The organism is Patulibacter medicamentivorans, assembly GCF_000240225.1.
Classification (GTDB): domain Bacteria; phylum Actinomycetota; class Thermoleophilia; order Solirubrobacterales; family Solirubrobacteraceae; genus Patulibacter; species Patulibacter medicamentivorans.
In genome coordinates this window covers 48,770-69,147 of the sequence record NZ_AGUD01000019.1, presented here as the reverse complement: position 1 = coordinate 69,147, position 20,378 = coordinate 48,770, and the positions used below count along the sequence as shown (strand labels likewise).

The 20,378-nt window shown below is 73.7% G+C and carries 17 protein-coding genes; 9 read left to right on the top strand and 8 right to left on the bottom strand.

The annotated features are described in order from the left end of the window. Nucleotides 1-115 precede the first annotated feature (115 nt). Entirely contained in the window at nt 116-1,408 is a 1,293-nt protein-coding gene (locus PAI11_RS03040; protein ID WP_081488228.1) for an ABC transporter substrate-binding protein, read from the bottom strand. 276 nt (nt 1,409-1,684) lie between these two features. Between PAI11_RS03040 and PAI11_RS03035 the strand changes: the two genes are divergently transcribed. Further along, nucleotides 1,685-4,045 carry a TolB-like translocation protein gene (locus PAI11_RS03035; RefSeq protein ID WP_007570689.1) on the top strand — a complete coding sequence of 787 codons (2,361 nt, stop codon included), beginning with the start codon at nt 1,685-1,687 and terminating at the stop codon, nt 4,043-4,045. A gap of 98 nt (nt 4,046-4,143) precedes the next feature. Here PAI11_RS03035 and PAI11_RS23825 read toward each other — a convergent pair whose 3' ends face one another. Beyond that, nucleotides 4,144-5,817, bottom strand: a complete 1,674-nt coding sequence (locus tag PAI11_RS23825; RefSeq protein ID WP_007570688.1) for an alpha/beta hydrolase — start codon at nt 5,815-5,817, stop codon at nt 4,144-4,146. Nucleotides 5,818-5,963: 146 nt separating this feature from the next. Here PAI11_RS23825 and PAI11_RS03025 point away from each other — a divergent pair, with 146 nt between their 5' ends. Together PAI11_RS03025 and PAI11_RS03020 are read left to right on the top strand one after the other, a co-directional pair. Continuing rightward, nucleotides 5,964-7,022 carry a sigma-70 family RNA polymerase sigma factor gene (locus tag PAI11_RS03025; protein ID WP_007570686.1) on the top strand — a complete coding sequence of 353 codons (1,059 nt, stop codon included), beginning with the start codon at nt 5,964-5,966 and terminating at the stop codon, nt 7,020-7,022. 93 nt (nt 7,023-7,115) lie between these two features. Continuing rightward, on the top strand, nt 7,116-7,832 hold the full coding sequence (locus tag PAI11_RS03020; protein ID WP_007570684.1) for a DUF899 domain-containing protein: 717 nt from the start codon (nt 7,116-7,118) through the stop codon (nt 7,830-7,832). Here PAI11_RS03020 and PAI11_RS03015 read toward each other — a convergent pair. Next, nucleotides 7,751-8,167 carry a hypothetical protein gene (locus tag PAI11_RS03015; RefSeq protein WP_040597921.1) on the bottom strand — a complete coding sequence of 139 codons (417 nt, stop codon included), beginning with the start codon at nt 8,165-8,167 and terminating at the stop codon, nt 7,751-7,753. The genes PAI11_RS03020 and PAI11_RS03015 overlap by 82 nt on opposite strands. 155 nt (nt 8,168-8,322) lie before the next feature. On the opposite strand from PAI11_RS03015, the gene PAI11_RS03010 reads away from it, so the two are divergent. The 5 genes from PAI11_RS03010 (at nt 8,323) to PAI11_RS02990 (ending at nt 14,444) form a co-directional block, all read left to right on the top strand. Beyond that, nucleotides 8,323-8,994, top strand: a complete 672-nt coding sequence (locus tag PAI11_RS03010; RefSeq protein ID WP_007570680.1) for a response regulator transcription factor — start codon at nt 8,323-8,325, stop codon at nt 8,992-8,994. Continuing rightward, nucleotides 8,991-10,223, top strand: a complete 1,233-nt coding sequence (locus PAI11_RS03005; protein ID WP_007570679.1) for a sensor histidine kinase — start codon at nt 8,991-8,993, stop codon at nt 10,221-10,223. The genes PAI11_RS03010 and PAI11_RS03005 overlap by 4 nt, the downstream gene beginning before the upstream one ends. A gap of 106 nt (nt 10,224-10,329) precedes the next feature. After that, nucleotides 10,330-11,775: an ABC transporter permease gene (locus PAI11_RS03000; protein ID WP_081488225.1), complete on the top strand. Its 1,446-nt coding sequence runs from the start codon at nt 10,330-10,332 to the stop codon at nt 11,773-11,775. 8 nt (nt 11,776-11,783) lie between these two features. Beyond that, nucleotides 11,784-12,476 carry an ABC transporter ATP-binding protein gene (locus PAI11_RS02995; RefSeq protein ID WP_007570677.1) on the top strand — a complete coding sequence of 231 codons (693 nt, stop codon included), beginning with the start codon at nt 11,784-11,786 and terminating at the stop codon, nt 12,474-12,476. 18 nt (nt 12,477-12,494) lie between these two features. Continuing rightward, nucleotides 12,495-14,444 (top strand): TolB family protein, encoded by a 1,950-nt coding sequence (locus tag PAI11_RS02990; RefSeq protein WP_040597920.1) that lies wholly within the window; start codon nt 12,495-12,497, stop codon nt 14,442-14,444. Between the two features lie 49 nt (nt 14,445-14,493). Here the strand turns inward: PAI11_RS02990 and PAI11_RS02985 are convergent, their stop codons facing one another. From PAI11_RS02985 to PAI11_RS02965, 5 genes are all read right to left on the bottom strand, one after another. Continuing rightward, complete coding sequence (locus PAI11_RS02985) at nt 14,494-15,828, bottom strand: HAMP domain-containing sensor histidine kinase (RefSeq protein ID WP_170320673.1); 1,335 nt, start codon at nt 15,826-15,828, stop codon at nt 14,494-14,496. Nucleotides 15,829-15,848: 20 nt separating this feature from the next. Continuing rightward, nucleotides 15,849-16,541, bottom strand: a complete 693-nt coding sequence (locus PAI11_RS02980) for a response regulator transcription factor (protein ID WP_007570674.1) — start codon at nt 16,539-16,541, stop codon at nt 15,849-15,851. An 88-nt stretch (nt 16,542-16,629) separates the two neighbouring features. After that, nucleotides 16,630-17,133, bottom strand: coding sequence for a DUF2231 domain-containing protein (locus PAI11_RS02975; RefSeq protein WP_040597919.1), 504 nt, complete (start codon nt 17,131-17,133; stop codon nt 16,630-16,632). A gap of 118 nt (nt 17,134-17,251) precedes the next feature. Further along, a complete protein-coding gene (locus PAI11_RS02970; protein ID WP_007570670.1) occupies nt 17,252-18,100 on the bottom strand; it encodes a hypothetical protein in 849 nt (282 codons plus the stop codon). Next, nucleotides 18,097-18,993 (bottom strand): ABC transporter ATP-binding protein, encoded by an 897-nt coding sequence (locus tag PAI11_RS02965; RefSeq protein ID WP_007570669.1) that lies wholly within the window; start codon nt 18,991-18,993, stop codon nt 18,097-18,099. Before PAI11_RS02965 ends, PAI11_RS02970 begins: the two co-directional genes overlap by 4 nt. A 179-nt stretch (nt 18,994-19,172) precedes the next feature. On the opposite strand from PAI11_RS02965, the gene PAI11_RS02960 reads away from it, so the two are divergent. Further along, complete coding sequence (locus PAI11_RS02960; protein ID WP_007570668.1) at nt 19,173-20,378, top strand: FAD-dependent oxidoreductase; 1,206 nt, start codon at nt 19,173-19,175, stop codon at nt 20,376-20,378.

Sequence of the window (20,378 nt, the reverse complement as noted above, 5' to 3'; positions counted from 1 at the left end):
GCCGGTCGCCGGGGGCCGGCGGCCGCGGCGCGGTCACCGGCCCCCGACCCGACGCCACGCGTCGGGTCGGGGCGCGCCGGGCTGGCCGGCGCCGCGGGATCGGTCGTCGCCGCCATCACCAGCCGGGCAGCTTCGCGGCCTTCGCGGCCTGGTTGATCTGCTTCTGGGTCTGCTCGGCCATCTTCTGGGGCGTCGTCTCGCCGACCATCAGCTTCGCCAGCTGGACGATCACGCCGCCGACGCCGGGGACGTCCGCCGCGTAGGCGATGTTCGACGGGCCCTTGTCATAGGCGGTCTTGAACGACTGCTGCAGGGCCGACACGCCCTTCGGGTCGGGCGTGCCGCTGATCACCGGGAACGCCTTGGACTCCTGGATGTAGGGGCCGTAGCCCTTGCCGGTGGCGAAGCGGATGAAGTCCAGCGCCGCCTTCTCGCGCCCGGCGTTGCCGGTCTTCGGCAGGTAGTAGCTGCCGATCGGGCTCGGGATGTAGGTGACGGCCGGATTCTTCGCCGCGAGCGGGAAGAACCCGATCGTCTTGTCGACCTTGGCCGCGTCGCCGCCGGCCGCCGCGACGATCGCCGGCAGCATGTCGGAGTGCAGCGCGGTCATCGCCGCCTTGCCCTGGACCAGCTGCTTGACCGAGCGCTCGACGGTCGCGGTCACGAGGTCGCCGTTGAAGCAGCCGTCCTTCTGCAGCCCCTGGTAGGCGGCCATCGCGGCGACGAACGGCGAGCCGGGGTCGTCGAGGTGGGCCTTGTTGCTGCGCAGCGCGATCCCGTAGGCGTTGCCGGCGTTGGCGTCGCCCATGTAGATCGACGGCAGGATCTGCGGCGGCCACTGCGAGCCACCGGACTCGGCGATCGGGGTGACGCCGGGCGCCCCCGACTTGATCCGGCCGCAGGCGGCCTTCAGCGCGTCGAAGCTGGTCGGCACCTGGACGCCGGCCTTCGCGAAGACGGTCTTGTTGTAGAAGACGCCGAAGATCTGCGGGAACCCGAGGATCGCGCCGTAGGTCTTGCCGTCAACGGTCGCGGCGGTCTTGTACAGGTCGCCGGAGCGGCCGACGTAGTCCTCGCCCGAGAGGTCGCGCAGCGTCCCCTTCGGGTTCAGCGCCAGCAGGTTCGTGACCGTCGGGTGGTACTCGAGCACGTCGGGACGCGCCCCGCTGGCCCACTTCGTGAGCGTGGTGTCCTCGAACCCGGCCGACGGGATCTTGACCAGCTCGATCGTGTTGCCGGACTCCTTCTCGTAGTCCGCGTAGAGCTTCAGCAGCGCGGGCGGATCGGCGCTGTTGTGCCACAGCGTGATCTTCTGCGGCCCGTCCGCCGTCGAGTCCCCGCCACCGCAGCCGGTCAGCACCAGTGCCGTGACCGCAGCCAGGCCGGCTGCACGTCGCAATCTCCGCATCCCTCGTCTCTCCTCCAGAGCCCTTCGATGTCGCCGATCGCTCTGTGCGATTCGGAGACCTTGATGAGCGATCAAACATCGCTGGCGGTCGCGCTGTCAAGCCGAATTTTCCGCCTGACAGCGGCGTGTACGCGAGAATCGCCCGCTACGACAGGCGATCGGCGCCGTTGTCGAGTTCAGGTTTTGATGTTTGAATATCGGACGGTCGTCGTTCGACCTGGACATATAACTCTCCGTCAGTTATATCTCTCGACCGTCGTTCTGAGGAGGAGACGCATGAGGGAGCAGGAACGTGCCGGCCGCATTCGCCGGTCAGGCCGTCTGGGTACCGCTGGTCGACGCCCGGCGGCGAGCCGTGGCCGCTGGCTGCTCGCGCTCGCGATCGGGCTGCTGGCGGGGCTCGCCCCAGCCGTCTCCGGACCGGCCGCGGCCGGAGCCGCCGACCCGCCGTTCCTGCCGATCAGCGAGCAGCGGATCCCGCTGCCGGCCGGCTTCGAAGCGAGCACGCCGATCTGGACGACCGACGGCCAGCACCTGCTGTTCTCCTCGCGGGGGCAGCTCTACCTGGTGGCCGAGAGCGGCAAGGGCCTGCGCTGCCTGACCTGCGGGCTCCCCAACGAACCGAAGATCGAGCCGGCCGTGCAGGAGGCGTTCAAGGACGTCTTCCCCGACGGCAAGCGGATCCTCTACGGCGACTTCACCAAGGCGTTCGTCCTCGAGTGCGCGCCCAGCGTGCTCGCCTGCGACCAGCGGACGCTGCTGCCGATCGACGTCGGCGGCGGCGACGAGCCCGGGACCGGCCTGGCGCTCGGGCCCGGCGTCTGGCACCTCTCCCCCGACGGCCAGCACCTGGGCTGGACGACGACCCGCGACGACACCCGCACGATGCTGATCGGCAAGCTCGCGCGCCAGGCCGACCGCTACACCGTCGGCGACGTGCGGGTGCTCAACCCGCCGGGCCCGAGCGGCCCCAAGGACACCGATCCCCGCGGCTGGACCAACGGCGGCGCGCTCTACGAGCTGAAGAGCTTCTCCAAGGGCGGGCGCGCGGTCACCTACGTCAGCAGCCAGTTCGAGGGCAACCCGGACATGTACGAGGTCGACCTGGCGACCGGCCGCCGCACCCGCCTGACCGGCAACGCCGACTGGGACGAGGACGGCGGCGAGTCCCCCGACGGCCAGCTGCTGTCGATGTACAGCGATCGCGGCATGCACCGGGTCGAGACCGCCGGGATGGTCCCCCGCCGGTCGTTCATCGACTACCCGATCTCGATCAACGCGGCGATCTACTACGTCGGCACCCCGATCGGCTTCCAGTGCGACCTGCAGCCGTGGCTGCTGCCGGCGACCGGCGACGACGACGGGCGCCTGCTCGGCCAGCCGCTGACCGTCTACACCGGCGGCGACGCGCACGCACAGAACAACGTCCCGGGCCGCGGCGCCTGGAGCCCCGACAGCACCAAGGTCGCGCTGACCGAGATGTCCTACACGACCGCGATGGGGCTCGACCGGCTGCTGATCGCCAAGCTCGACCGCCCGCCGACCAAGCCGGCGCCGGTCGTCGAGTCGCGGGTCGGGTCGTGGGCGACGACGCCCGGCCGCTACCGCGGGACGTCGGGCTTCGGCGGCCCGGTGACGGTCAATGGCCTGAAGGCGGGGACTGCGACGATCACCTCGATCGGCGGCCTCTTCACCGGCCACCACGAGGTCCGCTACGACCACTACTCCGACGACGGCAAGAGCTTCATCGACGGCACCGAGTCCGTCGACGTGCCGCTGTTCCCGGCGATCCCGGCCCGCAACCGCGCCGACATCCGGATCAGCGGCGCCCGCAACGGCTACTTCCGCGCCGACTTCTCGATCGGGCGGCTGCTCGGGACCCCGACGGCCTCGGGCACCGTCAACGCCGAGATCGACGGCTACCGGACGACGGGCGGGATCCAGCAGCTCGGACCCTGCCCCCAGTACCTGCCGCGGCGACGACCGCTGGACCTGCAGACCACGGTCGCGCGCCACGGCCGCCAGCGGATCCTGACCGCGACGGTCCGCGCCGACCCGGCGCCGACCCAGCGGACCGAGGGCGGCTTCGGCGACGAGCGGCCGATGAGCCGGGCGACGATCCGGGTCGGCGACCAGACCGCACGGACCGACGGCAGCGGAGTCGCCCGGATCACGCTCGCCCCGAGCGCCCAGGGGCCGACGCGGGTGACCGCCAGCGCCGGCACGACGTTCGCCCCGACCACGCGGACCATCGACCTGTCGAAGTCGAGCGTCGTGCTCGCCGCCCGCGTGCCGGGCCAGTCCCTACGGGACGTCGCGCGTCGTGGCCGGATCCAGGTCCGCTGCGCGCTCGACGCCGCGGGCGACTGCCGGGCGACGGTCTCGATCGGCCGCGCGCTGGCGCACCGGATCGGCCTGCGCGTCCGCGGCGGCGCCCCGACCGTGACGCTGGGGAGCGGCCGTGCGCGGCTGCGCCGCCCCGGCGTCCGCACGATCGACATCGCGCTTCCCCGCCGGACGCGCGACGCGCTGTCCCGGCGGGCCGGCGCGACGGCGAGGATCGCCGTGCGGCTGACCGGGAGCGCTCCCGGTCGCCTGCGGACCACGCTCACGCGCCGCGCCACCCTGCGCCGCTGAGGTTCAAGCGCCCGGGCCCCACCGAGCCCGGGCGAGGCAGCGCAGCGGGGCGTCTCCGGAGCCTGCTCCGGAGACGCCCCGACCTCCGACCGGGCCGGCTAGCCCTGCGCCCCGCAGGTCCGCATCCGCCGCACCGCCGTCAACGGCCGCCCGTCCACCCCACGTGCCGTGACGCGCACCGTCCGGCGGCCGATCGGCCGGCCGCCGACGGCGACCCGGACGCGGTTGCCGCCGGCCCGGCGAACGCGGACCCGGTGCCCGCCGACCGACGCGCGGACGCTGCGCAGGCGGGCGCCGCGCGGTCCGACCCGCAGCGTCAGCCAGCGTCCCGCGCGGCAGACCGCGGCCGGCGCGATGCCGCTGCCCGGCGACGCGGCCGCGGCCGGCTTCGGCGCCGCCACGATCACCACCCGTGCCGTCGCCGAGCCGCCGGCCGGAGCGAGCTGGAAGGTGATCCGGACCCGTCCGGCGGGATCGACGCGCAGGCGCTCGCTGCGCTCGCCGTCGGCGGCGCCGATCCGCACCCGGGCCACCGTCCCCGGCGCGTAGGCCGCGGGCGTGGTGACCGTCGCGATGCCGCTGCCCTCGAGGGCGAACCCGTGGCGGTCGGCCGCCGAGAGGACGCTGAACTCCTGCGCCGCGGCGCGGTCGAAGGCGACCTTCCACCCCCACTGGGTCCAACTGCGGTCGATCGAGCGGTAGGAGACCGGCGACGGAGCCGGCGGCGGGTCGGCGAAGGTCTGCATCAGCGGCCCGATGTGCGCCTTCAGGTCGCGGGCCCAGTACGGCCAGACGTGGGTCCCGTAGACGTAGTCGTCGTAGGAGCTGGGGATCCCCGCCTCGTCGAGGTGGCGCTTGAAGGCACCCGTGGAGAGGTGGGTCAGCTGCTCGATCAGGACCCCCGGCAGGCCGGTCACCAGCGCCAGCGGCGCATCGAGGTCGCCCGGGATCCCCGACGCGGTCCAGAGGCCGATCCGCATCCCGCGCAGGTTCTCGACCAGCATCCCGGGATCGTGGCCCTGCCAGTTGATCGCGTTGGCGAAGCGATCGCCGAAGATCGAGCCGTAGGGCTGCTGGTCGAGCCCGACCGTGATCGCCTCGACGATCCCCATCGCGCCGAGGCTGACCACCGGATCGCGGGTGATCTCGGGGGCGCCCGAGAACGACGCGACCGAGCTGAACATGTCGGGATGGCGCGCGGCGTAGGTCATCGCGCCGAAGCCGCCCTGCGAGAGCCCCGCGACGGCGCGCCCGCGGCGATCGGCGATCGTCCGCAGGTTGCCGTCGACCCACGGCACCAGCTGGCCGATGTGGAAGGTCTCCCACTTCGGCGGCCCGCCGCGGCCGCCGTTGAACCAGTCGGCGAACCAGCCGCCGCCGTCGCCGTCGTAGCCGGCGTCCGGCATCACCACGATCACCGGCCGGCCCGCGGTCGTCGCCTCCACGTCACCGGCCTTCACCCAGTCGGACGCTCGCCCGCTGGTGCCGTGGAACAGGTAGAGGACCGGGTAGCGGCGATCCGGGTGGCGGGCGTAGCCGTCGGGCAGCAGCACCCGCACGTCGACCGGCTGGCGCAGCGCCGAGGTCGCGACCCGCAGGTCGAGCTGGCGGTCGTCGAGCGCCCTGCGCGAGACGATCCGCAACCCGTCGCCGTCGCGGACGGCGGCCACCGCCGCGCCGGCGCCCGCGCCGTCGGCGGCGGCCGAGCCGACCGCCGGGCCGACCCCCAGCGCCGCCGCCGCCGCGACCGCCACCGCCGTCGCTCGTCGCACCCGTGATCCTCGCCCGCTGCGCTCCCACATGCCCCACAGCATCCACGAACAGCACTGTTCGTAGCAACCCGGGTCGGGCGACCGGGCGCCCGGCCGCTCGTCGGAGGCGTCCGGGCGCCCTCGGGCCGAGCTAGGCTGCGAGCCGGATGGTGGCCCCGTCGACTCCTGCCCAGCAGCGCGACCTGCTCGCCGCCGCGCGACGCGGCGACGAGGGCGCCTACGACCGGCTGATCGGGCCCCACCGCCGCGAGCTGCACGCCCACTGCTACCGGATGCTCGGCTCGGTCCAGGACGCCGAGGACGCGCTCCAGGAGGCGCTGCTGCGGGCGTGGCGCGGCCTCGCCCGCTTCGAGGGCCGCAGCTCGACGCGCTCGTGGCTCTACAAGATCGCCACCAACACCTGCCTCGACCAGATCGCCAAGCGCCCGAAGCGGGTGCTGCCGATGGACTACGGCCCGCCGACCGACGCCCACGACGGTCCCGGGCCGCCGCTGACCGAGTCGGTCTGGATCGAGCCCTACCCCGACGAGCGGCTCGGGGTCGAGGACGGCTACGCGGCGCCGGCCGCCCGCTACGAGCAGCGCGAGGGCGTCGAGCTGGCGTTCATCGCCGCGCTCCAGCACCTGCCCGCCCGCCAGCGCGCGGCGCTGATCCTGTTCGAGGTCCTCGGGTACTCCGCCCGCGAGGTCGCGGAGGCGATGGAGACGACGGTGGCGTCGGTCAACAGCGCGCTCCAGCGGGCCCGCAAGACCGTCGAGGACAAGCGTCCGACGCAGAGCCAGCAGGCGACGCTGCGGGCGCTCGGCGACGAGAAGGTCGCGGCGCTCGTCCGCCGCTACGCCGAGGCCTGGGAGCGCGGCGACGTCGACGCGGTGGCCGCGATGCTGACCGCCGACGCCGCGATCACGATGCCGCCGATGGCGACCTGGTTCCGCGGCGAGCAGCTGCTGGTCTTCCTCCGCGAGTGGGCGTTCAACGGGCGGGTCTACGACGCCGAGGGCAACCGTCGCGTGCGGGTCGTGCCGACCCGCGCCAGCGGCCAGCCGGCGTTCGGCACCTACAGCTGGGACCCCGGGCACGGCGCCCACCGGCCGACCGTGCTCCAGGTCCTGACCCTGCGCGGCGATCGGATCGTCGAGATCACCGGCTTCGTGGACCCCGGGCAGTTCGCGCGCTTCGGGCTGCCCGCCGAGCTGCCGGCCTGAGCACGCGACGGCGATGAGTTTCGCCGCCACGGCCGGTCATAGCGGGCAGAGGCGGACGATCGACCGCCGGCCAGCGACCCGGGAGCGCCAGCGATGTGCAGCGAATGCGACAGCGACGACGCGGACGACCGCCATGCCGTCGCCCTGCCGCACGTCGTCGACCGCGAGACCTGGCTGGCCGCGCGCCTGGACCTGCTGGCCCGCGAGAAGGAGCTGACCCGGGCCGGCGACGCGATCGCGGCGCTCCGCCGCGCGCTGCCGATGGTCCGGATCGACAAGTCCTACCGCTTCGAGGGGCTCGACGGCCCAGCCCGGCTGGTCGACCTGTTCGAGGGGCGCCGCCAGCTGATCGTCTACCACTTCATGTTCGATCCCGGCTGGGATGCGGGCTGCACCGGCTGCACCGCCTTCGTCGACGACCTCGGCCGCCTGGACGACCTGCGCGAGCGCGACACGACCCTGGCGCTGGTCTCGCGCGCGCCGCAGCACCGGATCGAGCCCTACCGCCGGCTGCGGGGCTGGAAGCTGCCGTGGTACTCCTCGTTCGGGAGCGAGTTCAACTACGACTTCCAGGTCACCCTCGACGCGCGGATCGCTCCCCCGGTCTACGACTACCGCGACGCCGAGGACCACCGGCGGGCCGGGCACCCGTGGTTCGCCGAGGGCGAGCAGCACGGGCTGAGCGTGTTCCTGCGCGACGGCGACCAGGTCTTCCACACCTACTCGACCTACGCCCGCGGGGTCGAGAACGTGCTGTCGTTCGCGCTGATGCTCGACCTGACGCCGCTGGGGCGCCAGGAGGGCTGGTGAGCGGCGCGTCGCGGGCCGTTCGACCGGCCCGCGACGCGGGAGCTCACGAGGTCTGGGCGACGAGGCCGCGCGAGCTGCGGACCACGCGGCGGCCGGCGGCCAGGACGGCGGCGCTGAGCCCGACGAAGCGACCCGCTGCGGATCAGCTCGCCGGCGACCGCGATGCAGCCGAGGATCAACGCGATGTACATCCAGAACATGTAGGGCGTCTCGGCGTACTTGCCCGGGGCGTCCAGCAGGTGGATCAGGCCGATGCCGCTGATGCCGACCACGCCGACGGCCCGCGCGATGCCGTCGCGGATGGTCGTCGCCGGGGTCTCGTGGTCGTGTGTCATGGGTGCTCCGGTGGATCGTCGGGGTGAGGCGCCGGCCGACGGACGTCGACCGTGACGACGATCGTGGCGGGTGCTCCCCCAACCGCCCGGCAGCCCCGCGACAAGGCTTGGCAAAGATCCCTCGCCGGGCCCGTGGGGCCGCGTACGATCGGCCTGTGCAGCGGTTGCTGGTGGTCGAGGACGACGAGAGCATCGGCGAGCCGCTGGTGCGAGCGCTGCGACGGGAGCAGTTCGACGTCGCCTACGTCGCGTCGGGCGAGGACGCCATCGAGCACCTGGAGCGCGAGCCGGTCGACCTGGTCGTGCTCGACATCGGCCTGCCGGGGATCGACGGGATCGAGGTCTGCCGGCGCGTGCGCGAGCTGCACCCCGGCACCGGCGTCCTGCTGCTGACGGCCCGCAGCTCGGAGCTCGACGAGGTGCTCGGCCTCGATGCCGGCGCCGACGACTACGTGACCAAGCCGTTCAGCCTGGCGGTGCTCGTCGCCCGCGTCCGCGCGCTGCTGCGGCGCGAGCCGGCGGCGGGCGCCGGCTCGAGCCCGGTCGAGGTCGCCGACCTGCGGGTCGACCCCGGCTCGCGCCGTGCCTGGCGCGGCGATCGCGAGCTCGCGCTGTCGCCGAAGGAGTTCGACCTGCTGCTGTTCCTGGCGGCGCGGGCCGGTGACGCCGTCCGCCGCGAGGAGCTGATGAGCGGCGTCTGGGACGAGAACTGGTGGGGGTCGACCAAGACCCTCGACGTCCACGTCGGATGGCTGCGGCAGAAGCTCGGCGATCCGCCGCTGATCACCACCGTGCGCGGCTACGGCTTCCGGCTGGAGCAGCCGTGAGGCGCCGGCTGCTGCTCTCGACCTGCCTGATCGCCCTCGCCACGGTCCTCGTCCTCGGCGTGCCGCTGGGGCTGGTCGGGACCGCGCTGCTGCGCCAGCGCGCCGACATGCGGCTCGAGCGCCGCGCCGACGAGGCGGCCCTGCGGATCGCCCGCGCGCAGTCGCGCGGGACGCCGCTGACGTTCGCGCTGGTCGACGACCTGCTGCCGGCGGACGAGGCGCTGCGGGTGACGCGCTCCGACGGCCGCCGGATCACGCTCGGCCGCCTCCCCCGCGGCGCGCGGACCGAGGTCGCCTCGGGCGACGGCGGACCGCTGAGCGTGACGCTGGTCGCCCCCGCCGCCGCACGCGAGGACGACGTCGGGATCGTGTGGCTGGCGGTCGCCGGATCGGGGCTCGCCGCCCTGGTCGCCGCGATCGCGCTGGCGTCGATCCAGGCCCGCCGGCTGGCGGCCCCGCTGGAGCAGCTGGCCGGCCGCGTCGAGCGGCTCGGGAACCCCGACTACGACGACCGGCCCGTGGCGCGCCAGCTCGCCGAGATCGACCAGGTCCAGCAGGCGCTGAACGACGCCGACCGCCGGATCGCCGGATCGATCCGCCGCGAGCGGGAGTTCACCGCCAACGTCTCGCACCAGCTGCGGACGCCGCTGACCGGGCTGCGACTGCGGCTGGAGGAGCTGCACCGGCTGGCCGACTCGAGCGACGCGACCGACGAGGCCGACGCCGCGCTCCAGCAGGTCGACCGGCTCGTGACCACGATCGAGCACCTCGAGGCCGTCGCCCGCCACCGCGACGACGAGCCGGGGCTCGTCGACCTCGGGGCGCTCGTCGCCGACCACGTGGTGGCCGGGCACTGGGGCACCCGCTTCGCCGACGCCGGCCGGCGGCTGGAGGTCGAGGCCGACGCCGGCCTGCCGGCGCACGTCGAGCCCGAGAGCGCGCGCCAGATCCTCGACGTCCTGCTCGACAACGCGCTGCGCCACGGCGTCGGCGACACCACGGTCCGGACCGGCCGCGCCGCCGGCTGGGTCCGGATCGCCGTCGGCGACGCGGGATGCTCGCTGGCCGGCACCGGCACGACGGCGATCTTCGCCCGCGGCGTCGGCCACGGGAGCGGGATCGGGCTGGCGGTCGCGCGCGAGCTGGCGCGCCGCGCCGGCGGCGACCTGCAGCTGGTGCGCGGCGCGCCGACGACCTTCGAGGCCGTGTTCCGGGCCGCGGCCCCGTAAGCCCGCGCGAGCGGCTTCCAACCCCGAGCGGCGCGCCGTCGCAGCGGCCCCCGTCGCGCAGGCTCTTGGATGGATCTCGAACTCGCCAGCCACAGTCGAGCACACGATGTTCGGCATCATCTACGCCCTCGGCGAGCTTCGACGGCGACACCGGCGCACTCTCCTGACAACCCTCGTACTCGGGGTCGGCGTTGGGCTCGCGGTCACGGTGAGCGCGCTCGCGGACGGCCTCGCCGCTGCCCAGGACCGCGTCCTGCGGCCGCTGAGCGGGCTTGGCACCGACCTCTCCCTCGCCCGCCCGGTCGGTTCCGCGAGCGGTGAGGCGCCGTCGATCGCCGATCGTCGACGGCTGCGGGAGGAGAACGAAGCGGCGCGAGTCGCGCTCGACGACCTCGGCGAGCCGGGCGACCGCTTCCGCCGGACCGCGTTCGTGTCCAGCGCCCGCCTCGGCTTCGACGACCGCGACGTCCAGGCCGCCGCGTCCGCACCCGACGTGCGTGAGGCGGCCGGCAGCCTGACCCTCGACGCGATCGATGTCAGCGGCGAAGTCCCGGCGTCCGCGGGAAGCGGGACGCCAGGCGCCCAGACGCTGCGGGCCGCTGGTCTCGAAGGCGTCGACATCGCCAGCAGCACCGTCACAGGGGTCGACACCACGCACCCCGCGTTGGCGACCGTCGGCCCCGACCAGGTCACCGACGGGCGCTGGCTGGCGCGCGGCGCTCACCGCGAAGTCGTCCTCGATCTGGCCGTCGCCCGTCGCCGGGGGCTACGAGTCGGGTCGACGTGCCCGATCGGCACCCGCCACTACGAGGTCGTCGGCCTCGTCTCAGCACCGCTCGGCGCCGAACGCTCAGACGCCTACCTGCCGCTGAGCGAGCTGCAGGCGATCGCCGATCGTCCCGGCACGGTCACCGAGATCCGCGTGCGGGCCGATCGATCCGACGATGTCGGGGCGCTGCGAACGCGGCTGGAGACGGACCTCCCGGGAACCACCGCGACGACCGCGGCGGACCTCGCCGCCAACGTCGACGGGTCGCTGGCGGATGCCGACGACCTGGTCGAGCGCCTCGGCACCGCGCTCGTCCTGCTCGCGCTTGCGGCGGCGTTCGTGCTGACCGCCCTCATCACGCTCGGATCGGTCGGGAAGCGCACCCGCGAACTGGGGACCCTGCGCGCGATCGGCTGGAGTCGCGCGCGGCTCGTCCGCCAGCTGGCCGGTGAGTCGCTGCTGCAGGGTGTCCTCGGTGGCCTTCTCGGCGTCGCCACCGGCTTGGCCGTCGCCTGTGCCATCAGCCGCGCCGGAATCGTCCTTCGAGCGTCCGTCGCCCCGTCGGAGCACCCCGTCGGCGGTGGGCTGGCGGGATTGGCCGGCTTCGGTCGCGGGGCGGTCGAGCCGACCTCGGCGGCAGTCACCCTGACGGCCCCGGTCGACGGCGGCGTGCTCCTCGTCGGCCTCGGACTGGCAGTCCTCGCCGGCCTGCTCGCGGGGGCGGTCGGTGCCGCGCGCGCCGCCCGTCTTCGCCCCGCCGACGCTCTGCGACAGATCGACTAGGAGTCACCGTGGATCACCTGTACCAGCTCACCGGCGTCGCCCGGACCCACCGAACCCGAGCCGGATCGGTGTCGGCCCTGCGTGGGGTCGACCTCACGATCGACCCCGGCGAGGTCGTCGCGATCACCGGTCCCTCCGGCGCGGGCAAGTCGACCCTCTTGCACCTGCTCGGACTGCTCGATCGTCCGACCGGCGGCCGGTTGCGGTTCTCTGGAGTCGCCCTCGAGGCGTTTTCCGATCGGGCCCTGGCAGTCCTGCGCCGCGACACGATCGGCTTCGTCTTCCAGCAGTTCCACCTGATCCCGACCCTGACCGCGGCACAGAACGTGGAGGCGGCGCTGCCCGCCGGAACCTCGCCGCGACGCGGGCGGGCGCGAGCGGACGAGCTGCTGGCGCAGGTCGGACTGGCCGATCACGCCGATCGCCTGCCCGGTCGGCTCTCCGGCGGCGAGCAGCAGCGGGTGGCGATCGCCCGCGCTCTCGCCAACCATCCCTCCGTGCTGCTGGCCGACGAGCCGACGGGCAACCTCGACGCCGAGACCGGCAGATCGGTCCTCGCGCTGCTCGACGAGCTGCACCGTGCCACCGGGGTGACCGTCGTCCTCGTCACCCACGACCCCGCGATCGCGGCTGCTGTCCCGCGCGTCGTCGAGATCCGGGACGGGCGGCCCGTCGAGCCTGCCGCCACCAAGACCGCCTGACCTCCCAAAGGACACCGCATGAGCTTCCGCCCTCGTCCGTGGCATCGCGCCTCGCTCGCAACGACCGCCCTGCTGGCCCCGGCCCTCGTGGGCTGCCCCGCAGCGCAGGCCGTCCCGCCGCCGCTCCAGTCGCTCGACGTCGAACGCCGCATCCAGCTGCGACTGCCGCCCGAGGCGGACGCGGGTGGCAAGGGGGACACGGGCGGCGCGCACCTGGCACCGGACGCCAAGCACCTCTACTTCTCCGTCACCGTGGGCGGCAAGGCCCAGATCGCGGTCACCGATCTCGACGGCCGCGGCTACCGCTGCATCACCTGCGGGCGCGTGCCGACCGCTCAGAAGGCCGACCTGCTCGAGGACGGCCGCCGGATGTGGCTGGCCGACAACAGCGGGCAGGCCACCACCGGCAACCCACTGAGCGGAGGCACCGGCGACTTCCAGTGGTCGATCCTGGAATGTGCTCCGAGCGTCTATCGATGCGAACGGTCCCGCGTGGTTCCGGTGCGCTTCCCGTTGGACAGCCTTCTGCAGGGAGCGCAGAATCGCGAGGCGACGGTCGACGCCTACGGGGAGTTCGTGGCCTGGAACGAAGTTCGGATGCACGACGGCCCGCGCGTCACGCTCGGCCGGCTCGAGCGGCGCGCCGACGAGTACGTGGTAACCGACCCGCGCGTCGTCACCCCTCAGTTCCGGCCCTCGAACGCGATCGCGGACTGGATCAATGGCGGGCGCTTCTACGAGGGAGCGAGCTTCGTCGACGGGAACCGGTACCTCAAGTACCAGGCGACCACGACCGGCCTCAACTACGACACCTACCTGCTGGACCTGCGCACCGGTCAACGACGCCAGATGACCACCGACCTCGACTACAACGAGGTCGCGCGCTACTCCCCCGACGGGCGCTGGATGTACTACACGTCGGCGCGGGGGCTTGACCGGATGGACGTCTTCACCCAACTCGAGCGACCGTCGCTGATCGACGCTTCGGCGTTCGGCCAGTTGGGGCGCGTGAGCCTGTGGAACAACCGCCGCTGCATGAACGAGGGCTGGCTGATGGACCGGGCCAGCGGCCAGCAGCGCGGAGGCTACGGCGGTCAGCCCACGCTGCTGGAGGACGACTGGAACCTGCGCAGCTGGGAGTGGCTGCCCGGTGGCGACCGTGCCGTGGTCACCGAGACGCGGCTCCCGAACCGCCCCGACCCGAGCGACCCGGCCGCTCGTACCCGAATCAGCGTCGTGCGGATGCCCGGTGTCGCCCCCGCGCCCGCGCCCCCGACACCGATCCACGTCGACCGGACCGCCTACCGACGCTGGACGACGCCCGCCTCCGAGTACACCGGCATGGCCGGTCGGCAGGTCCTTGCCCGAACGGTGCCTGGACCGGCCGGCGGCACCGCGACAATGACGTTCCTGGGCACCTACCTGGCCGGTTCGTGGTCGGTGCGCTACGACGGCTACAGCGACGACGGCCGCACCTTCCTGGACGGCTGGGAGCGGGTGGACGTGCCCAGTCCGATCCTGCTCGGGCATTGGAGTGCCGACATTCGTGCTCGCGGCGCGCGCCCCGGGTTCCTGCGGGGAGACGTCACGGTGACCGCCCAGGAGCGGTTCTCCGGCACCGTCGAGAGCGAGGTGGCCGGACGCCGCCTGCGCGGGATCCCCACCCAGGAGACGTGCCCCGGGCTCCGCCAGCCGGCGCTACGCGCACGGATCGTCGGGACACGGCCGATCGCCGGACGCCGGATGCGCGTGCGCGTCGCCGTCGACGCCCGAGTCGCGGAAGACTCCCTGAATCGCCCGGTCCAGCAGGCCGTGGTCCGCGCCACCGTCCCCGGCCGGCGACGCGTCCGCGGGCGGCTGGTCACCCAGGGCCGCACTGACGAGCACGGGCGGATCACGCTGACGATCCCGCGAGCGGCCGAGCCGCGGATCTCGGCCGCGGCCGGCGGCTTCCGCCCGACCGGGTGACCGAGCGGGACGGCCGCTGAGCCGCTGCGGCGGTTCGGCGGCCGGTTCCTCAGTCCAGTCGCCGAACCGCGGCAGAGAGGTCGATCGAGAATCGCGCGCCACCGCCTTCGGCGTTCTCGACCCGCGCCCGGCCGCCGTGTGCCCGGGCGACCTGACGGACGATCGCAAGGCCAAGTCCGGAGCCCCGCGTGCCGCGGGCGGCGGCCGACCGATAGAACCGGTCGAAGACCCGTCCGAGCTCGACCTCCGGCACCCCCGGTCCGCGATCGCGAACCGTGACCCGCCCGCCCTCGACCGCGACATCGACGGTCGATCCCCTGGGCGCCCACTTCGCGGCGTTGTCCAGGAGGTTGTCGATCGCCCGCGCCAACAGCTGCTCGTCGCCGACGATCACGACCGGACCGCCGCACATCGCGAAGACCCGGTCCGTCGAGCGCCGGCGGACTCGCTCGAGCGCCTCCTCAACGACGCAGTCGAGCCTCAGCTCCTCGAGCACCAGCTCCGCCGAGCCATCGCGAGCGACATCGACGACGTCCGCGATGAGCGCCGTCAACGCGGCGGTCTCGGTCAGCACCTCGTCGAGCAGTTGCGCCCGGTCGACATCGGGCATGCCCGGCGTCCGTTGCAGCACTTGCACGTTGGCCCGAATCGCCGCCAGCGGGGTCCGAAGCTCATGTGAGGCGTCGGCGACGAGCTGGCGCTGCGCGACCACCGACTCGTCGAGCGCGAGCAGGGTCCGGTTGTGCGCCTCGGCCAGGCGCGAGAGCTCGTCGGAACCATGGACGGGCAGGCGCACCGACGTGTCCCCGGTCCGCGAGATCTCCTCCGTCCGAGCCGTGAATCGGCGTACTGGCCGCAGCCCGTGGTGTGCGACCAGCAACCCGACGCCAGCCGCCACGACGCAGCCGACGACGCCGACGATCACGCAGATCAGCGACAGGCCGGCCAGCGCATCGTCGACCTCGTCAAGCGAGCGGGCCACCTCGACCGCGCCGAGCGGCCCGGCGCCCGCGGCCATGATCCGCAGGTGCTGCCCGTCGGCCTCCACGTCCATGAGAATCCGCCGCTCGCTGCCGGCCCGAGCGAGACGCGCTACCTCGGCGGTCACGGGCAGCGGTCGGCCGCGCGGCGCGACCCGGAGGATCGAACCGTCCGCACGCACCAACTGCGCACCGTTCGCGATCGAGCCAAGCAGGTCGTCGGGCACGGCTCCGCGAAGCCGTCGCTCCAGCGTGCGCCGCTCGGCTGGCGTCAGGCTCAGAACGCGGTCGATCCGATTCCGCAGTGACGCGTCGATCTGTCCTCGAAGCCGGTCCGCCGTGGCGAGGTAGAGCGTGACCGACGTCGTCGCGACCACCAGCGCCACGGCGACGCCGACGAGCATCGCCAGCCGAGTGCGCAGCGTCACGGACGATCCAGCGAGTAGCCGAGGCCGCGCACGTTGCGTAGCAGCTGCGGATCGGCCCCGCAGGCAGCCAGCTTGCGCCGCACGTAGCCGACATAGACGCTCAGCGTTCCGCCCTCGGGACCATAGTCGTAGCCCCACGCGTGCTCGAAGAGCGCCGAGCGGCTGACAACGTGGCCTGCGTTGCGCATCAGGACGGCGAGCAGCGCCGACTCCGTGTGGGTCAGGTCGATATCGTCACCGTCGGCCCAACGCACCCGCCGCTGGCCGAGATCCAGCACCAGCGGGCCAACACGGAGTTGCCCATGCTCGGCCTCGGGCGCGATCCGGCGCATCAGCGCCCGCAGCCGCGCGAGCAGCTCTTCGACATCGAACGGCTTGACCAGGTAGTCGTCAGCTCCGGCGTCGAGCCCCGCGACGCGGTGCGGCACCGCGTCGCGAGCGGTCAGCATCAGGATCGGCAGCCGCTGGCCCCGGGCGCGAAGCTGCCGGCAGAGGTCGAGCCCCGAGAGGCGCGGCAGCAGCACGTCGAGAACCATCGCGTCTGGGAGCGCCGCCGCCAACTGGTCGATCGCCTCCTCCGCGCTCGCGACCAACCGGACACGGTAGCCGTCGCTCTCCAGCGCGCGCCCGATCGCCGCCAGCAGCGCGGGCTCGTCGTCGACCACGAGGACGTCGGCCGTCGTACCCATCGCACGATCCTACGTCCGGCCAGCTCTGGCACGGCGTACTCTCATGAACCTCTTGTGATCGCGACCGCGGGCGGTGCGGACGTGTCGCTCAGTCGCCGCCGTCGTAGCCCTTGGCCGTCCCGCTCGGCGTGTCCTCCCAGGCGGACTTCGCACCGGCGTGGCCGGTCCGCACGTCCCAGACGGTCGAGGCGATCGCGCCGACCACCGAGAGCACCGTCAGCGCCGTCGCGACCGGCGCCATCCAGCCGGCCGCCCGCTCCGACCGCGCCCGCCGGTCGACGATCGCCAGCCCGACGGTGACCGCCGTGAACAGCGCCCAGATCATCCGCAGCTGCTCGCCGAGCTCGCGGTGGCGGACGATCAGCGGCTCGGCACCGATGTGCCGCTCGAGCTGCTCGCCGCTGCCGGTCACGAGCAGGATGAAGCCGAGCATCACGACGTTGGCGATCGCCAGCGGGACGCCCCAGCGCGCGCGCCACGCCGGGCGCACCGCCAGGGCGATCGTCAGCAGCGCCAGCACGGGGATCAGGACTACCGGCACGTGCACGAACAGCGGATGAGCCGGCAGGCCGAAGATGCGGTCGATGTCCATCGGATGCTCCAGTTCTCGAGGTCGGTCGGTCTCGACCCGCCACCGCGGCGGGCCCAGTGGGCCGGCCGCGCACGGTAGGGCGAGGCCGGCAAAGGTCCGGCAAAGACGGCTCGAGGGCTCAGCGCACGTCGCGTCGTTGCAGCAGCTCGGCCCCGAGCGCCGCCAGCGCCACGGCGACCGCGGTCAGGCCGAGCACGTGGCTGACGTCGAGGCCGTTCTGGACCGCCGAGCCGTAGTAGCGGAAGGCCGACACGGTCCGCAGCCCGTCGACGCTGGGGGCCAGCTTGCCGACCAGGTCGAGCACGTACATCGCCAGCAGCGCGCCGGTCGCGATCCCGGTCACCCGGCCCGATCCGCGCAGCGCCCCGCCGGCGACCACCGCCACCCCCGCGAAGACCATCGCCAGCGGCCAGACGTTGACGATCCCGCGACCGAGGACGGCGGCCGACATGCCGGTGCCGGCGACGACGCCGGCGAGCATCGTCATCGCCCAGACCACGGCCAGCGTCGCCGCGACCACGAGCGCCGCGACGATGAAGCTCGAGATCGCGAGCACCCGGCGGGTCAGCGGCAGCGCCAGCATCGTGTCGAGGTAGCCGCGGGCCTCGGCGGCGACCGTCGGCCCGGTGACGCAGCGGACGGCCAGCAGCGCGAGGGTCAGCGGCACGATCAGGCTCAGCATCTCGGCGTCGACGTAGCGCTCGACGCTGTCGAGCCGGACGATCCCGAACGCCTGCTTCAGCTGCTCGGGGTAGCTGTCCATCATCCGGCTCATCGAGTCCTCGATCGTCGGCCAGATCGCGGCCATCAGGGCGCTCATCGCGCCGAGCGCGCCGCCCCAGACGAGCGGCGCGCGGCGCTGCTCGTGGAGGCCGTGACGGGTCAGCGCCAGCAGCGCGCGCCACCAGGACGGCGCCGGCAGCGTCAGCGCGGCTCGCGATCGCGAGACGGGGATCGTGGTGCTCATCGGGCGTCGCCCTCGCGGTAGTAGTCCAGGAACAGCTCGTCGAGCGACGGGCGGGTCAGCTCGAGGTCGACGACCTCGTCGCCGGCGAGCGTCTTGATCAGGCGGTCGACGCTGCCGCGGATCCGGAAGCGGGCCAGGTCGCCGATCACCTCGACGCCCTCGACGCCCGGCAGCGCGCCCAGGCGCTGCCCGTCGGGCGTGCCGGCGAAGCGCACGGCGACGTTGCGGTAGGCGCGCTCGCGCATCCGCTCGACGCCGTCGGTCGCGATCAGGCGACCGTCGCGGATGATCCCGACCCGGTCGCAGATCCGCTGGACCTCGTCGAGCTCGTGCGACGACAGGAAGACCGTCGCCCCGCGCTCGCGCTGCTCGCCGACGACGGCCAGGAACTCGGCCTGCATCAGCGGGTCGAGGCCGCTGGTCGGCTCGTCGAGGATCACCAGCTCGGGGTCGTGGAAGAGCGCCAGGATCAGACCGATCTTCTGGCGGTTGCCGCGCGAGAGCTCGCCGAGCGGCCGGCTGAGGTCGGCCTCGAAGCGCTCGGCCAGCTCGTTCGCGCGGCCCAGGTCGGTCATCCCGCGAACCTCCGCGAACAGGGCCAGGGCGCGGCGTCCGGTGAGCTGTGGCTCGAGGGCGAAGTCGCCGGCCAGGTTGCCGATCCGGGAGCGGATCGCGACGCTGTCGCGACGGCTGTCGAGGCCGAAGATCCGCGCCTCGCCCGAGGTCGGCCGCTGGAGGTCCAGGAGCGTCCGGATCGTCGTCGTCTTGCCGGCGCCGTTCGGACCGAGGAAGCCGAAGACCTCGCCCGGCTCGATCCGCAGCGTCAGCTCGTCGATGCCGCGGGCGCTGCCGTAGCGCTTGGTCAGGCGGTCGCACTCGATCACGGCGGACATGGGTCGCAGCCTGCCGCGCGGCGTCCCCGACGCCATCCGTACGGGCCCGCAGCGTCGTCGCGGATCGTCACGGTGCGAACGCGCGGCGGCGCCCGCCGGGCGCCGCTCCGTGGTTCTCCGCTGGACCGGCACCGGGAAGTACCGATGCTCGCGCGCGCGGGCGCTGGGACCGTGACGACATGGTCACGAACACGCCCGCCCCCACGCGCGATCGCCCCCGGACGGTCCTGATCGCCGGCGCCGGCATCGCGGCCCTCGAGGCCGCGCTCGCCCTGCGCTCCCACCTCGACAGCGACCGCCTGGCGATCACCGTGCTCGCCCCCAACGACCGCTTCCGCTACCCCGCGCTGGCCGTGCTGGAGCCGTTCGGCGCGGCCGCGGCGTGGAGCATGCCGCTGCAGGCGTTCGCCGACGACGTCGGCGTCGAGCTGCGACACGGCGTCCTCGGCGACGTCGACGTCGCCGGCCGCGTCGCCCGCACCAGCGAGGGCGTCGCGTTGCCCTACGACGGGCTGCTGCTCGCGACCGGGGCCCGCTCCGACCGATCGCTCGACGGCGCGACCCCCTTTCGCGGCGCGCACGACGCCGACCGCGTGGCCGACCTGCTGGAGCGGGTGGCGAGGGACGGCGGCGGCACGGTCGCCTTCGTGGCCCCCGCGACGGTCTCGTGGTCGCTGCCCGTCTACGAGCTGGCGCTGCTGACCGCGGCCCACCTGCAGGCGGCCGAGATCCCCGCCCGGGTCCTCGTCGTCACGCACGAGGCCGATCCGCTCGCCCTCTTCGGCGACGACGCCCAGGCGATCGCCCGCGACAAGCTCGCCCGCCACGGGATCGAGCTGCACGCCGGCGCCGCCGTCGTCGGCCTCGGCGAGGACGGCTGGATCGAGCTCGACGACGGCCGCCGGATCGCGGCCGATCACGTGGTCGCGATGCCCGAGCTGCATCCGCGGACGGTCCCCGGACTGCCGACCGACGACGCCGGCTTCGTGCCCGTCGACGAGCACGCCCGCGTCCTCGGCGCGCCCGGCGTCTACGCGGCCGGCGACGTGACCTCCGGCGACGTCAAGCAGGGCGGGCTGGCCTGCCAGCAGGCCGACGCGGCCGCCGAGGCGATCCTGGCCGACCTCGGCCACCCGATCGCGCCGGCGCCCTACCGGCCGGTCCTACGGGGGATCCTGCTCAGCGACGAGGAGCCGGAGTACCTGCGCTCGGCGCTCGCCGCGGAGCAGCCGCCGGCGCCCCGCGAGCCGCGGGTCCGTCGCCTCGCCTGGCCGCAGGGCAAGATCGTCGGCCATCACCTGAGCCCGTACCTGGCGGGCCGCGGCGACGGGCCGCGGACCCCCGACGGCGCGGTCCCGGTCGCCGGCAGCGACCGCGCCGGCTGA